The 14,420-nt window shown below is 26.4% G+C and carries 14 protein-coding genes and 1 riboswitch; of the genes, 3 read left to right on the top strand and 11 right to left on the bottom strand.

The annotated features are described in order from the left end of the window. The first annotated feature begins 116 nt into the window (after positions 1-116). A complete protein-coding gene (locus O212_RS0107565; RefSeq protein ID WP_024614516.1) occupies positions 117-548 on the top strand; it encodes a hypothetical protein in 432 nt (143 codons plus the stop codon). A 34-nt stretch (positions 549-582) separates the two neighbouring features. Here O212_RS0107565 and O212_RS0107560 read toward each other — a convergent pair whose 3' ends face one another. Genes O212_RS0107560 through O212_RS0107550 form a run of 3 tightly spaced genes read right to left on the bottom strand, consistent with a single transcriptional unit; the run spans position 583 to position 3,783 of the window. Next, the gene (locus tag O212_RS0107560; RefSeq protein WP_024614515.1) at positions 583-1,506 is read right to left on the bottom strand and encodes an FAD-dependent oxidoreductase; all 924 of its coding nucleotides are present in this window, start codon (positions 1,504-1,506) and stop codon (positions 583-585) included. After that, the gene (locus O212_RS0107555) at positions 1,507-2,937 is read right to left on the bottom strand and encodes an NAD(P)/FAD-dependent oxidoreductase (RefSeq protein ID WP_024614514.1); all 1,431 of its coding nucleotides are present in this window, start codon (positions 2,935-2,937) and stop codon (positions 1,507-1,509) included. A 24-nt stretch (positions 2,938-2,961) separates the two neighbouring features. After that, positions 2,962-3,783, bottom strand: a complete 822-nt coding sequence (locus O212_RS0107550; protein ID WP_024614513.1) for a Cof-type HAD-IIB family hydrolase — start codon at positions 3,781-3,783, stop codon at positions 2,962-2,964. Positions 3,784-4,089: 306 nt separating this feature from the next. On the opposite strand from O212_RS0107550, the gene O212_RS0107545 reads away from it, so the two are divergent. After that, positions 4,090-4,899, top strand: coding sequence for a hypothetical protein (locus O212_RS0107545; protein ID WP_024614512.1), 810 nt, complete (start codon positions 4,090-4,092; stop codon positions 4,897-4,899). A gap of 78 nt (positions 4,900-4,977) precedes the next feature. Here the strand turns inward: O212_RS0107545 and thiE are convergent, their stop codons facing one another. The 7 genes from thiE to O212_RS0107510 form a co-directional block, all read right to left on the bottom strand. Next, a complete protein-coding gene (thiE, locus tag O212_RS0107540; protein WP_024614511.1) occupies positions 4,978-5,598 on the bottom strand; it encodes a thiamine phosphate synthase in 621 nt (206 codons plus the stop codon). Further along, positions 5,588-6,421: a hydroxyethylthiazole kinase gene (gene thiM / locus O212_RS0107535; protein WP_024614510.1), complete on the bottom strand. Its 834-nt coding sequence runs from the start codon at positions 6,419-6,421 to the stop codon at positions 5,588-5,590. The genes thiE and thiM overlap by 11 nt, the downstream gene beginning before the upstream one ends. Further along, a complete protein-coding gene (cytX, locus tag O212_RS0107530; RefSeq protein ID WP_024614509.1) occupies positions 6,400-7,602 on the bottom strand; it encodes a putative hydroxymethylpyrimidine transporter CytX in 1,203 nt (400 codons plus the stop codon). The genes thiM and cytX overlap by 22 nt, the downstream gene beginning before the upstream one ends. Next, entirely contained in the window at positions 7,595-8,422 is an 828-nt protein-coding gene (thiD, locus tag O212_RS0107525) for a bifunctional hydroxymethylpyrimidine kinase/phosphomethylpyrimidine kinase (RefSeq protein ID WP_024614508.1), read from the bottom strand. The genes cytX and thiD overlap by 8 nt, the downstream gene beginning before the upstream one ends. Positions 8,423-8,531: 109 nt before the next feature. Continuing rightward, a riboswitch (TPP riboswitch) is annotated at positions 8,532-8,648 on the bottom strand. A 55-nt stretch (positions 8,649-8,703) separates the two neighbouring features. Next, entirely contained in the window at positions 8,704-9,465 is a 762-nt protein-coding gene (locus O212_RS0107520) for an acyl-CoA dehydratase activase (RefSeq protein WP_024614507.1), read from the bottom strand. Positions 9,466-9,472: 7 nt separating this feature from the next. Beyond that, the gene (locus O212_RS0107515) at positions 9,473-10,624 is read right to left on the bottom strand and encodes a double-cubane-cluster-containing anaerobic reductase (protein WP_024614506.1); all 1,152 of its coding nucleotides are present in this window, start codon (positions 10,622-10,624) and stop codon (positions 9,473-9,475) included. Positions 10,625-10,770: 146 nt separating this feature from the next. Next, positions 10,771-11,103, bottom strand: coding sequence for a hypothetical protein (locus O212_RS0107510; RefSeq protein ID WP_024614505.1), 333 nt, complete (start codon positions 11,101-11,103; stop codon positions 10,771-10,773). Between the two features lie 278 nt (positions 11,104-11,381). On the opposite strand from O212_RS0107510, the gene O212_RS0107505 reads away from it, so the two are divergent. Next, positions 11,382-11,942, top strand: a complete 561-nt coding sequence (locus tag O212_RS0107505) for a hypothetical protein (protein ID WP_024614504.1) — start codon at positions 11,382-11,384, stop codon at positions 11,940-11,942. A gap of 87 nt (positions 11,943-12,029) precedes the next feature. Here O212_RS0107505 and rbr read toward each other — a convergent pair whose 3' ends face one another. Next, positions 12,030-14,255, bottom strand: coding sequence for a rubrerythrin (rbr, locus tag O212_RS0107500; RefSeq protein WP_024614503.1), 2,226 nt, complete (start codon positions 14,253-14,255; stop codon positions 12,030-12,032). Positions 14,256-14,420: the final 165 nt, after the last annotated feature.

Here is a 14,420-nt window from a genome sequence, read left to right as displayed (position 1 = left end):
TTAGGGTAATATATATCATTCTTTATGTCAAATATATATGACATGCACTATATCTTTTTTGCCCTTTAACTTAAAATGTTATATACTAAAAATAAAATATTGAAAGGACTTATAAAATGAATAATTTAAAGGATATTTTAGGAATAGATTTAAATACAGTTTCTATTTTAGATATAGATGAAGAAATTCTAATAAAACTAAAAAACAATGACTACTATACTCAAAGTAACTTTTACTTTTATCTTGTAAATAAACTTAATGAATTAGAAGACTCAGATGATAAAGTTTCTTTAGCTCATATAAACTTTTTAATTTCTTATTATGTTTATATAATTTTTAACCCTTTATTTTTTGAAGAAATTTCTTTTAAACATGGGGTAAAGGCTAATAATCTTAATCCCTGTTTAAAATACAAAGAATGGCTTCTTATGTTTGCAATGACTGAAAAAAGCTTTTTAAAGCCTTATTATGCATTAACTTATGCAGAAGAAATATTAGAAAAAAAACCAGATAATGAAATAGCAAAATTTATAATATCAATATTTTAAAAAAGGTATGCAATTTAATTGCATACCTTCTATATTATATAATTATTTTATTTCTATCGCTTTTTAAATACTTAGAAACAGCCTCAACAGTTTTCCCTACTTCTTCCAAAATTTCTTCCATTGATTTATGAATCTTAACTGAATATCCTAATGCAAATATTCCATTACTTGATGTCATATTTGTTGATGATACTTCTGCTCCCATTGTACTTAAATTTAATTTTATTCCACTTCTCATAAATAAAACTGGGTCACATATCATAGGGTTTGCAATTATTAAAGTATCGCAATCTACATATTCACATAAATTTCCTTTACTTATTTTTATTTTTTCTAATCTTCCATTACCCTTTACTTCTTTTAATTCATATCCTAGATATAATTTTTTACTTAATGCTAAAATATCATCACTTAACTTATCGCATATTATACCTTTAATATTAACATTATTTTTCTTTAATTTTTTACATATTTTATATAAATTATCAGTTCCAAATATAACAACTTCTTTACCCGGAATTAATCCCATATTTAATATTTTTTCTGTCATTCCAACAGTTAAAATACCTGAAACCCTATCTCCTGTTACTTTTAAATTGTTTAAGCCTGTTTCTTTACCACCAGTTGCTATTATTATAGCTTTAGCTTTTATTTTTTCGATACCACGTTCTTTACTTGTACAAACTATGATTTTATCATAATCAATTCTTAAAACCATAGTTCCTAAATAAGTATCTATATTTAAAGATTTAAACTCTTCAATTCTCTTTTGTCTATAACTTTCTCCTGTAAAATAACTTCTTTCACTTAAATTATAATCACCAAGAGTTAATGCTCCACCTAAAATATCATCTTTTTCTATTAATAATATATTTTCTATTCCCATATTTTTTGCAAATATTGCTGAGTTAAGTCCACTAGCTCCGCCACCTATAATTACTAAATCATAATGCTTCATCTATTGTACCTCCTTGTATCCTAGAACAACTGATCCTTCTTTATCTTTAACTACTTTATCTATATCTAAATCAAGTTCTTCTCTTATTAATTTTACTATAGGAATTAAACATCCAACTCCTTGACATCCTCCCATAGTGACTCTTGTTCTTCTTTTAACTCCATCAACTGTAGTTGCACCAAGAGGTCTATTTATAGCATCTCTAACTTCAGCTTCAGTAATAAGCTCGCACTTACAAACTATTTTACCGTAACTTGGATTTTCTTTTATTAAATTATTTTTTTCTTCTACTGAAAGTTCGTTAAACTTTATTATTCCTTTTCTTTTACTAATAAAGTTTTCTTTTTCTTTTAAATCAATTAAATTTTTAACTATATCTTTTACGAATACTCCTATAGCAGGTGCTGCTGTAAGTCCTGGTGAATCAATTCCTATAACATTTATGAAATTTTTAACATCTTTTGCTTCACCTATTATAAAATCATCTGCTATATGTGGTCTTATACCAGCAAATGTTTTTATAACTTTTTTAAGAGGTAACTCTGGAATTACTTCTTTTCCTTTATTTAAAATTTCATCTAATCCCATTATTGAAGTATCTACAGCTTCTTTATCATTAACTTCTTCTGAGTTTGGTCCAACTAAAATATTTCCATCAACAGTTTTTGTAACTAAAACTCCTTTAGTAACTTTGTTTGGAAGTCTAAATAAAGTTTTATTAAGCATAGTTCCTATACCTTTATCAAATAATGCATATTCACCTTTAGCTCCATTTACTTTATATTTTTCACAGCTTATCATATTATTTATTACGTCACCATAAAGTCCAGCTGCATTTATAACAATTTTACTTTGAATCTTTTCTCCGCCTTCTATTTCAACTTCAAAAATATCATTTACTTTTTTGATATTAATAACTTTTGAATTTAATTTAAATTCAACGCCATTAACATTCGCATTTTCTGCCAATGCAATTACCATTTCATAAGGACTTACAATTCCTGAAGTTTTAGCATGTAAAGCACCACATACTTTATCTGATATATTTTTTTCCATTGATAATACTTGTTCTTTATTAAGTATTTCAAGTCCTTTAACTCCTAAAACTTCTCCTTTATGTTTAAGTTCTTTTAATCTATTTATATCCTCTTCACTAAACGCTAAAACAAATGCTCCATTTCTCTTAAAAGGGAAATCTAAATCTAATGATAATTGATGAAACATTTCATTTCCTAAAACATTTAATTTTCCTTTTAGTGTTTCTGTAGTTTCATTAAATCCAGCATGGACAATACCACTATTTGCTTTTGATACACCTTCTGCAACATCACTGTCTTTTTCAATTAAAGTTATATCTAGCTCATATTTTGAAAGTTCTCTTGCTATTGCTGAGCCTACAACTCCTCCACCTATAATAACTATATCCTTCATCTTAACAACTCCTTGTCCTATATGTTAAATTACAAATTTTCTAATAGCTTTTGCTACACCATCATTTACATTAGTATCTGTAATATAATCTGCAGATTTCTTAACCTTTTCTATTGCATTTCCCATTGCAACCCCAACACCTGCATATTTAATCATAGATAAGTCATTTTCACTATCACCAATACACATAACTTCATCTTGCTTTAATCCTAAATATTCTGTAAGTGCTTTAACTGCTTCCCCTTTGCTGCTTCCCTTCTTCATAATTTCAAAATTATCATCCCATGAAGAAACAATCTCAACATCCATATTTAAATCTTCTAATTCTTTTCTTGCTTTAACAAGTTCATCAATATGTTCTCCATCTACACAAACTCCTTTAAGAATTTGTCCATTATATTCTTCCATAGCTTTATTCATATCATTAGTTACTAATAATTTGATTCTTTCATCTTCATTTAATATTTTATTTAAAATTTTATAAACATGAGTTTCTGGAAGTTCATAATCTGAGATTATTCCAAAATTTGCTGTAACATAAGAATTTAAATTATATTTTTTTGTTACATCTAAAAATGCTTTTATATTTGAAATACTAAGTGGATTATTATATATAACTTCATCTTTATATCCTATAAATGCTCCGTTTGAAGCTATTATTGGAGTATCTAAACCTATTTCCTTTGAGTAAAGTTTGGCACAATCATACATTCTTCCTGTTGTTATAGCAACTTTTACTCCTTTTTCTATAGCTTCTTTTATAGCTTTCTTATTTTCTTCTGAAACAATTTGTTGATCTTTTAAAAGAGTTCCATCCATATCTATACAAATTAATTTAATGCTCATGTCAAATTCCTTCTTTCTTTACTTACCTTTCTTTACCTTTATAATACACCCAGAAAGTAAATAAGTTAAATATTATTATATAATATCTTAGATAAGCAAATAGTTATATATTTGTCCAAAAAAAACCAAAATTAACTTTTACATAATAATACACTAAATATTACTAATTAATCTATATAAAATAATTAAAGTTATCAAATTATTAAAAAAATTAACTTTTTTGATGATACATTTTATTAGACTATTAACATAAAATTTACTATAATATATTGAAAACAAAAGATATTTATTTTAGGAGGACATAAAATGTTAGAAATATTAAAACTTAGTCTCCTTTTATCATTATCTATAATTGGATCTTTCGTAATATTTGGCTTTTTAATCGGGAAAATAGAAAGTAAAAGTAATGAACTTATTTATAATAGTGTTGGAAAGTATGGAATTATAGGTACTGGAATTATAGGAACTACAATACATGAATTTAGTCACGCTCTTTTATGTAAAATATTTTTTCATAAAATTACTGATATAAAATGGTTTTCTTTAAATATTGATGATAGAGAACTTGGACATGTAAATCATACATTTAATAAAAACAGCTTTTATCAAAGAATAGGTAACTTTTTTATTGGGGTTGCTCCTATATTAATTGGATCTATTATATTAACTTTATTTTATAAACTATTTTTAAGTAATAGTTTTGATACAATATTAAAAAATATAAATATTAATAGTTATTTATATTTAGGTAATAACTTTAGTATAATTGACTTTTTCAACCTTTTACTTAATCAATTTATACTGTTTTTAAAATCAACTTTTACAATCAATAATATATCATCAATTAGTTTTTGGATATTTTTATTTATTGCTATATCAATAAGTACTCATATGTCTCTTAGTAAAGCTGACCTTAAAAACTCACTTGATGGTATAATTTTTATATTTATTATAAGCTTTATTATTAGTATAGTTTTAGTATTATTTAAAATTCCTGAAACTATAATATTAAGTAGATTAATAATATTTAATGTGTTTTTAATAAGCTTTTTATCAATAGGAATATTTTTTTCACTTATATCACTTATAATTTCAAAGATTATATCACTTTTCTAAATAATTTTATAAAGTATAATAAAATACATATTCTATAAAAAAAATAAGGAAAGACTTAAAGCCTTTCCTTATTTTTTATTATAACTTATCAAACAAACATTTAGCTGAAGTATAAATATCTTCTCTTCCTAATATATCTGAAATAACAGCAACTCCATCAATATTAGTCTCTTTTAATAAAGTTACATTTTCTCTATTTATTCCACCAATTGCAACTACTGGTATGGAAACTTTTCTTTTTATTTCTTTTAATGTTTCTATTGAAACATCATCTGCATCTTTTTTAGTATTTGTACTAAATATTGCTCCAACACCAATATAATCAGCACCATCTTTTTCAGCCTTTAAAGCTTCTTCTAATGTACTTGCTGAAATACCAATTATTTTATCTTTTCCTAAAATTCTTCTTGCAATACTACATGGCATATCATCTTGACCTAAATGAACTCCATCTGTATTAATAGCTAATGCTATATCAATTCTATCATTTATTATTAATGGTATATTATATTTATCTGTAACGCCTTTAATCTTTTTTGCTACATTATAAAAATCTAATGTTTTTATATCTTTTTCCCTAATCTGTACAACTGTAACTCCACCCTTTATTGCATCTTCAACAGCTGTACATATATCTGTATTTTTAAGTATATTTCTATCTGTTACAAGGTAAAGCTTATAATCAATATTATGCTTCATTTAAATTCCCCATTTCATTTATTGTTTCGTCGCTCATATTGTATATTGCATCAATTATTTTAACTTTAAGACTTCCTGAACCTTCTAAATCTTTAAGATTTTTAAATCCTATATCTCCTGCAATCCCCATAGTTAAAATTCCAAGTATTGCTCCAATTAAATTATTTTTTGTAGCTCCTAAATATGAACCAATTAATGATGTACACATACATCCTGTTCCTGTAATCTTTGACATAGCTTTATTCCCATTTTTTATTGTATATACTTTGTTTCCATCTGAAATAACATCAACTGCTCCAGTTACTGCAATAACAGAACCTATTTCTTTTGAAAAACTCTTAACTATATCTTTTGTTATTTCAAAATCACTTGTTTTATCTGAGACTTCTTCTACAGAGTCAACACCTTTAGTTTTTGAATTAATTCCAAATAAAGTTTTTATTTCTGATAAATTACCTCTTATAACAGAAAACTTAACTTCATTTAATAATTTTTTTGCAATCTCTGTTCTATAAGGTGTAGCTCCAGCTCCAACTGGGTCTAAAACTATAGGAATATTTAATTCATTTGCTCTCTTACATGAAACTATCATAGATTCTACAGTTCTACTATTTAATGTTCCTATATTAATTACTAATGAAGATGCTATTGATACCATATCATAAACTTCATTAATATCATCAGCCATAACTGGTGATGCTCCTATTGCTAAAGTTACATTTGCGCAATCATTTACTGTAACATAATTTGTTATATGGTGAACAAGAGGACTGTCCTCTCTTAATTTTTTTAATACTCCATTTATTTCTCTAAAATTCTCCATTTAAATACCCTCCCTGAAAATAAAATATTTATAAATCCTGTTATAATCATAGCTGGTAAAGTTGATCCAACTATAAAGTCTAGTTTTACAAATATGTAATAAATAATTATACCAATTACCCATACAATAATTGACTCAATATTTATAAGAACATCCTTTCTAAGTCTCTTTTTAAGTACAAAATAATCAGAAATTAAAATAGCAAATAAAGGTGCAAAAACAGAACCTATTGCATATAAGAAGTTTTCGTAATTTTCCATTTGAACTATTAAAGCTACTATTGTTCCTATAATCGTCATAATAATGCCAATTTTTCTTTCATTAAGTTTTGGCATTATGTTTAAAAATGATATACCTGCTGAATATACATCTAAAAATGTAGTTGTTACTGTTGATAATACTACAATTCCAAGTGCCATAATTCCTAAATTAGCAGCAAGCATTATGTAAGATGGATCTGAACTATTTGACACAATTGAAGCTCCAAGACCTATTACAAACATCCATGAACTTCCTAAGAAATAACCTATAAAACTTCCAAAGACAGCACTCTTTCCATTCTTTGCAAATCTTGTATAATCTGCAATAAGAGGAAGCCATGAAAGTGGCATAACTATATTTAATTCTAAAGCTTGTCCTATAGATATAGCCCCATCAAAAGATTTCTTAAATACTAATCCGTCTTTAAATATTATAAATCCAAGTACTAAAGTTAAAATAAATAATAAACTTACAGCTATAATATTTAAATTTTTCATACCATCTCTTCCAAACCATATCCATACTCCAGTTAAAATTCCAATTAAAATAATACATAAAAATAAATTATCAAATCCCCAAATACTTTTTGTTATTAATTGAACTGATGTAGCTGCTGCTCTTATCATAACAGCTGTCCATCCAATAAGCTGAAGTACGTTTAATATAGAAAATAAATAAGTTCCATATTTCCCAAAGGATATTCTTGTTGATGTTATGGAAGGAACACCTTCCTTAAATCCTATAAATCCACCAAGTACTAATATTGTTGTTCCAATTAAATGTCCAACAATTATTACTTCTAATCCTTTTAAAAATCCAATAGGAGCAAGTAGTCCTCCTGTCAATATTTCAGCTATTGAAATAGCTGCTCCAAACCATAAGAAGGCTAATGTGAAAAAGCCTAGTTTCTTATTATTCATTTATTAAACCTGCCTTTTTATATAATTCATAAAAATGATTTGTTGGTCCAACACCATGACCTATATCTAATGAATGTATAATAGCAGTTGTTATATAATCCTTTGCTCTTTTAATAGATTCTTCAATACTAAAACCTAAAGCTAAATTTGAAGCTATTGCAGAAGATATAGTACAACCTGTTCCATGAGTATTTTTTGTATTTATTCTTTCTGCATAAAATTTATATATATTTTCTCCATCATATAAAATATCAACAGCTGTATTTCCTTCCATATGTCCACCTTTTAAAAATACATTTTTGCAACCAAGCTTATAAATTTCTTTAGCAGCAAATTCCATATCTTCAATAGTTTTTATTTCTACCTTTTCTGAAGTTACTTCACTTATTATTTCTAGAGCTTCTGGTACATTTGGCGTAATTACATAAGCTAAAGGAATAAGTTTTTTAATTAATGCACTTTTTGATTCTGGCTTCAATAAAGAATATCCACTTTTTGATATCATTACTGGGTCTAAAACTAAATTTTTAGGTTTATATTTTCTTAATTTCTCACTTATTATATTTATTGTAGAAATTTTTGATACCATTCCAATTTTTACTGCATCAACATTAATATCTTCAAATATTGCATCAATTTGAGCACCAATAATTTCTTCATCAATATCTTGTACTTTAAATACCCCCATAGTATTTTGAGCTGTTATAGCAGTTATTACACTCATGCCATAAACTCCATTTGCACTGAAAGTTTTTAAATCTGCTTGTATTCCAGCTCCCCCACAGCTATCTGATCCTGCAATTGTTAAAACATTTTTCATATTTAGCACCTATCCTTCTATTAATTTTAAAGAAGAGTATTTAACTATATTTTTAAAATAAAAAAGGTACAAGCGGAAAAACGCTTGTACCTAAATACACAAAATATTAAAAACATACTCAAACATCTTCCTACGCTGGTATTATCCATCTCAGGTTCATAGGGTCAGAAAATTTTTAGGTTTTCAATCTCAGCTGGCCAAAATCCCAGCCCCCCTGTGTCTTAGATTATTTAATTTTTACAGGTTAATTTTAGCACTATATTAAAATTTATTCAATGTTTTTATAAATTTATTTTATTCCATCCTATTACTGCAGCTCCAATAGCACCTACAAATTGACTTAATTTATCAGTATATACATTTTTATTTAGATAGCTTTTTAATGTATCTTTAAATACTTTTGAATTAGCAAGCCCTCCACTAAAAAATATATCTCCTTCTAAATTTAATTTATTTGCAAAATTTGCTGTTCTTTTACTAATTGAATGAATAACTCCAAGTGCAATATCACCTCTATCCACATCATTTGCTAAAAGACTTATTATTTCACTTTCTGCAAATACAGTACACATACTTGATATATTTACAGGTGTTTTGTCAATTACAAATTCATCAATATTATTAATATCTTCTTCTAATATTCTCATCATAACATCCATAAATCTTCCTGTTCCTGCTGCACATTTATCATTCATCAAAAAATCTATAACATTTAATGATCTATCAAGTAAAATTGCTTTTGAATCTTGTCCACCAATATCTATTACTGCCCTAATATCAGGATTTAAAAATACTGCTCCCCTTGCATGGCAAGTTATTTCAGTAACTTTTTTATCTGCCTCTTTTAAAAGATTTCTTCCATAACCTGTTGTAACTACATATTGAACATTTTCACTATAAAGTTTATCAAATACTTTATAAATACTTTCTTTTGGTTTAGCTGCTGTTCTTATTATTAAAGTTTCTACTATTTCATTTCCATCAAATAAAACTCCTTTTGTTGTTGTTGAACCTGAATCTATTCCTAAAGTATATCTTTTCATAAAACTCCTAAAGCATTTCAATAAATGCAGCCATTCTAGTATTTAATTGTCCAATATCTGCTGTTGAGAAATCAGTTTCTACACTCATATAAGGTTTATTCTTTTTATCATTAACAAATCTCTTAATTGATAAAGTTTCAACGTTATATGTATGACAGGCTGTTAATATTACATCAACAACAGCATCAACTTTATATTCATCTATCATTTTATCTAAAAGTTTTATTCTATTTGGATTAGGTGTCATACATGAACATCCAATAGATAAATATTTACGAGCTAATGCATCATAAACATCAGGATTTTCTTCATCTACTAAATCTTCAACAGCCTTTGCTCCACTACAATTTTCAAGTGCAACAACATATCCACCATTATCTTCAATAGCCTTTATTACTTTTTCAGTAGCTCCTCCAATTGGACATCCTGTTATTAAAATACGTGGTTTTTTATCATATTTCTTTTCTTTTTCATATTCAGAATTAATTTTTTCTATTAACTCATCCATTTGAGCCGGTATTTTTTCTCTTTCAAAACTAAAAGTAGTTCCATTTAAAACTTTAAATATATCTTGTCCAAGTAGTGGAACTGGATCTTTTTTGCCTAATTCATAAAATCTCTTTAAAGCTTTTCTTTCTTCATTTTTTATTTTTATAGCCTTCTTAATATCTTCTTCTGTAATTTTAACATCAAACATTTCTTCAAGATTTTCTTTAAGTTTTATTATTTCATTTTTCCATAATTTTAATCCATCTTCAGTTTGTGAATTTGGAAGTTGCATAACATGTACTGGTTTAAATTCACTTAAATATTCATACATTTTTTTCTTTCCATCACATGTTGTTTCGCCAACTACTAAATCTGAAAAATAAAAATAAGGACACTTATCAGTTTTCCCAAATCCATAACTTGATTTAATTAAAGGGCAAAGATTACGTGGTAAATCTTTTTCAGCATCTGGTATTGTTTCATCTGAACTTGCACAAAGTGAAACTGTAGCTGCCCCCATAGCTAAAGCAAGTTCTTGTGGAAAGTAAGTACAAAAAACTCCAATTAAAGGTACATCTTTATCCTTTAATTCCTTTGCCTTAATAAAGCCATTTCTTCTTACTTCTCCAAATTCATTAAATACTTCTGGTAATTCTTTTTGTAAATCCATAAATTCTAAACTCCCCTTATAACATCAAATTTATAACATTATTTTGTTAACGTATACATTTAAATAATACCATAATTTCCTTAACTTTTAAAATTTTCCATGTTAATTTTATATGAACTTAAAACTAAAGTCTTTATAAAAACTATTTATTCATATCCAAGTAATACTTTCATTCCAAACAAATCCCCATAAATAGCTGTACCTTTTATTATTCTTTTATTTTTATATGAAATATTTTTATATGCTCTATATGCTTCTATTTCTGATTCATATGCAACTAATGCTTCCTCTTCTTCATTTTCTGAATTTCCAAGTACTATAAAACTATTTTTTATTTTTTCTTTCGGTAGATCTCTTTCAAAATTTATTTCATCAAAATAGTCATCATTTCTTGTATGTACATTATTCGCTAAAATTTTATGTTTGTAGTCTATTCTTTCCTCTAATTTTATAACATTTCCAACCGTCCTTCTAATCATGCCCCTTCCTCCCTTATATAAAATTTTCTATATTTAAATTTTATATTTTTTGTATATCATTGTAAATTACTATCAAATATTATTTTAAAAAAATTCAATTTTTGTAACTTTTTGTTTAATTTAATTAAATATTCACTAAAATTATTTATTCTTCATTATGGTAAAATTTGTTTCATTTTTCCTTTTATTTTCGTATAATTAATATATAATTTTATTATTATTTATTAAGGGCTTTTGCTAAAATTAATTTTACACAAAAATAGAGGGGATATATTTTTATGACTAATTTAAAAGAAGATACTTTATTAGAACTAAAGGATTATAATTTTCAGAGAAATCTATTAGAAATAAAAAATACTTTAGATAATGAAGAAATTTTTGAAGATTACTTTGAATCAGTAAATTACAGTGCTGAAATCGAAAGAAAAAGTCCTATTTCTGGAGGAAATTCTTTTGGATATTTATTTGTTGATGAATGGATATGGAATACTATCTTTGTTTTAAGTAACAAAAAGTTATATTTAATAAATACAAAGGAAAACTATGAAAAAGTTTCTATTAATGAAATAACTTTTGATAAAATTGAATATTTGAATTTATATTTAAATGATTCTAACGAACCACTATTAGAACTTAAACTTTATGATGAGCCAAAAATTCAATACAAGCCACGTTCGTGTAATTATTTAGATATATTGAAAAAATTTGATAAACTTAAAATTATAGAAAATAAGGAAGCACCTAATATGACTACTAAGAACAATATGTCAACTATAATTATTTGTTCTATTTTTATTATAATATTAATTGCTTTAATTCTTATCTACATCTTTATTTAAAAAAATAATACCTAAAAGGCAATGTCATGTAGTTAACTAAATGACATTGCCTTTTAGGTTCCTTTTTAAAGAAAACTAATTATACTATTAATAATTTTCTGCTCTAACTTCAAAAAATCCTTTTGAGTAATTACATACTGGACATACTTCTGGAGCTTCTATGCTTTCTATAAGGAAACCACAATTTAAACATTCCCATATTGTTTTTTCTTCTTTTTTAAATACTTCTTTATTTTCAATATTATTTAAAAGCTTACGATATCTATCTTCATGTGATTTTTCTATTTTTGATACTTCTATAAATTTTTCTGCTAAATCAAAGAATCCTTCTTCACTTGCATCCTTTGCAAATCCCGCATACATATCTGACCATTCATAATGTTCACCTTCTGCTGCATGAAGAAGATTTTTAATTGTATCACTTAAATTTCCAAGTTCCTTAAACCATAATTTAGCATGTTCTCTTTCATTACCAGCTGTTTTTAAAAATAATTGATAAATTTGTTCATATCCTTCACTTTTTGCAACATCAGCAAAGAAAGTATATTTATTTCTAGCTATTGATTCACCAGCTAATGCATTCATTAAATTCTTTTCTGTCTTAGTTCCTTTATATTTATTAGTTGATTCAGTTTGTTCCCCTATTTTAACAAATACTGATGCAGGACTTTTACAAACTGGACATACGAATCCTTCTGGTAGTTCTCCTTCATGTACATATCCACATACAGAACAACGATATTTAACTGATTCCTTCACTGATTTATCTTCATTATTAACTGATGTATCTTCATTGTTATTTAAAGACTCATTATCTTCTACTTTTACAAATACTGAAGCAGGGCTCTTACAAACTGGACATATAAACCCTTCTGGTAATTCTCCTTCATGTATGTATCCACATACTGTACAACGATATTTAACTGATTCACTCATTTTTTTACCTCCTAAATCTTCACTTCTATCAAAATATATTGTATGTAACATTTTTTCAGCAAGTTCACTTAAAGGCTTGCCATAAAACTCTTTGTAAAGTTCTTTTATTTCTTCATTTTCGTGACTTAAACGAATTTCCATATTAGAATCTCTTTTATAAAGGCCTTCAATACGTTTTGCTCTAAGAGAATCTCCTTTAAATTCAGTGTCTTTTGGTTGACCACCACCACCAATACATCCTCCTGGACAAGTCATAACTTCAATAAAATGATACTGCTTATCTCCATTTTTCATTCTTTTAATAAATTCAGATGCATTTTTAGTACCATAAATAACAGCAACATTTATATCCATATTGTCAATTTTTACTGTTGCTTCACGAATTCCTTCTAATCCTCTTACTGGTTCTAAATCAAAAAACTGCTTTGGTGGCTTTTCATTAGTAATATATGAATAAGCAGTTCTAAGTGCAGCTTCCATAACTCCACCTGTATTAGCAAATATAACACCTGCCCCTGAAGCTTCACCCATTAACTTATCATAACTACTATCTTTTAAATTATTAAATTCAATATTTTTTTCTTTTGCCCAAGTAGCTAATTCCCTTGTTGTTATAACATAGTCCATATCACGCATATCTTCTATGTCATAGTACTTTCCTGAGTCATTCATCTCATCTCTTTTAATTTCAAACTTCTTTGCAGTACAAGGTGTTAAAGCAACATTTATAATTTTTGATGGATCAATTCCCATTTTCTTTGCAAAATATGTTTTTATAGTTGGTCCTTGCATTCCAATTGGACTTTTAGTAGTTGAAATATTCTCTAATATTTCTGGATGAAATGTTTCTGCATACTTTATCCAAGCTGGACAGCAACTCGTAAATTGTGGAAGTGGTCTTTTTTTAGTTTTTATACGTTCTAATAATTCACTAGCTTCTTCAACTATTGTTAAATCTGCTGCAAAATTTGTATCAAGAACATAATTAGCACCTAGCTTCCTAAGTAAAGCTACCATTTTACCTTCAACAAAACTACCATCTGGCATATTAAATTCTTCACCTAATGATACTCTAACTGCAGGTGATGTAGAAAATATAACTATTTTATCATTGCTTTTTATTATAGATTCAACTTCTTTATAATCATATGATTCAGTAATACTACTTACTGGACATACATTAGCACATTGCCCACAATTAATACAAACAGCAATATCATTAGTATTTTTTAAATCATAATATCCATTTACTCCTATATAATCAGTACAAATATTTTTACACATACCACACTGTATGCATTTTTCTTCATGTCTAAAAATTGACGGATTATCTGGTTCAATTGCTACACGAATATTAGTAGATAAATGTTTGCTCATTTTTTCACTCCTTTCTTAGTGAACTAAATTATTAAAAATATTTTTAAGTTCATTTAAATTAAAATACTTATTTGTTAATAACTATTCTACATAATTATACTGCAAACTTTGAAAAAGTTTTCACAAACAATGTAAAGTTTTAGAAAATATAGTATGAATTTTATA

Source organism: Clostridium sp. Ade.TY, assembly GCF_000498355.1.
Classification (GTDB): domain Bacteria; phylum Bacillota; class Clostridia; order Clostridiales; family Clostridiaceae; genus Clostridium.
Note: the sequence above shows the minus strand (reverse complement) of the source record. Positions and strands in the feature narration are given on the sequence as shown.

Bases quoted from the DNA above. Each gene is read 5' to 3' on its own strand.
- O212_RS0107520 (WP_024614507.1), bottom strand. From the start codon at position 9,465: ATGAAAAGATATACTTTAGGAATAGATTCAGGTTCAACAACAACAAAA.
- rbr (WP_024614503.1), bottom strand. From the start codon at position 14,255: ATGAGCAAACATTTATCTACTAATATTCGTGTAGCAATTGAACCAGAT.
- O212_RS0107515 (WP_024614506.1), bottom strand. From the start codon at position 10,624: ATGGATTTACAAAAAGAATTACCAGAAGTATTTAATGAATTTGGAGAA.
- O212_RS0107545 (WP_024614512.1), top strand. From the start codon at position 4,090: ATGTTAGAAATATTAAAACTTAGTCTCCTTTTATCATTATCTATAATT.
- O212_RS0107510 (WP_024614505.1), bottom strand. From the start codon at position 11,103: ATGATTAGAAGGACGGTTGGAAATGTTATAAAATTAGAGGAAAGAATA.
- O212_RS0107560 (WP_024614515.1), bottom strand. From the start codon at position 1,506: ATGAAGCATTATGATTTAGTAATTATAGGTGGCGGAGCTAGTGGACTT.
- cytX (WP_024614509.1), bottom strand. From the start codon at position 7,602: ATGAATAATAAGAAACTAGGCTTTTTCACATTAGCCTTCTTATGGTTT.
- O212_RS0107550 (WP_024614513.1), bottom strand. From the start codon at position 3,783: ATGAGCATTAAATTAATTTGTATAGATATGGATGGAACTCTTTTAAAA.
- O212_RS0107565 (WP_024614516.1), top strand. From the start codon at position 117: ATGAATAATTTAAAGGATATTTTAGGAATAGATTTAAATACAGTTTCT.
- O212_RS0107505 (WP_024614504.1), top strand. From the start codon at position 11,382: ATGACTAATTTAAAAGAAGATACTTTATTAGAACTAAAGGATTATAAT.
- thiD (WP_024614508.1), bottom strand. From the start codon at position 8,422: ATGAAAAATGTTTTAACAATTGCAGGATCAGATAGCTGTGGGGGAGCT.
- thiE (WP_024614511.1), bottom strand. From the start codon at position 5,598: ATGAAGCATAATATTGATTATAAGCTTTACCTTGTAACAGATAGAAAT.
- thiM (WP_024614510.1), bottom strand. From the start codon at position 6,421: ATGGAGAATTTTAGAGAAATAAATGGAGTATTAAAAAAATTAAGAGAG.
- O212_RS0107555 (WP_024614514.1), bottom strand. From the start codon at position 2,937: ATGAAGGATATAGTTATTATAGGTGGAGGAGTTGTAGGCTCAGCAATA.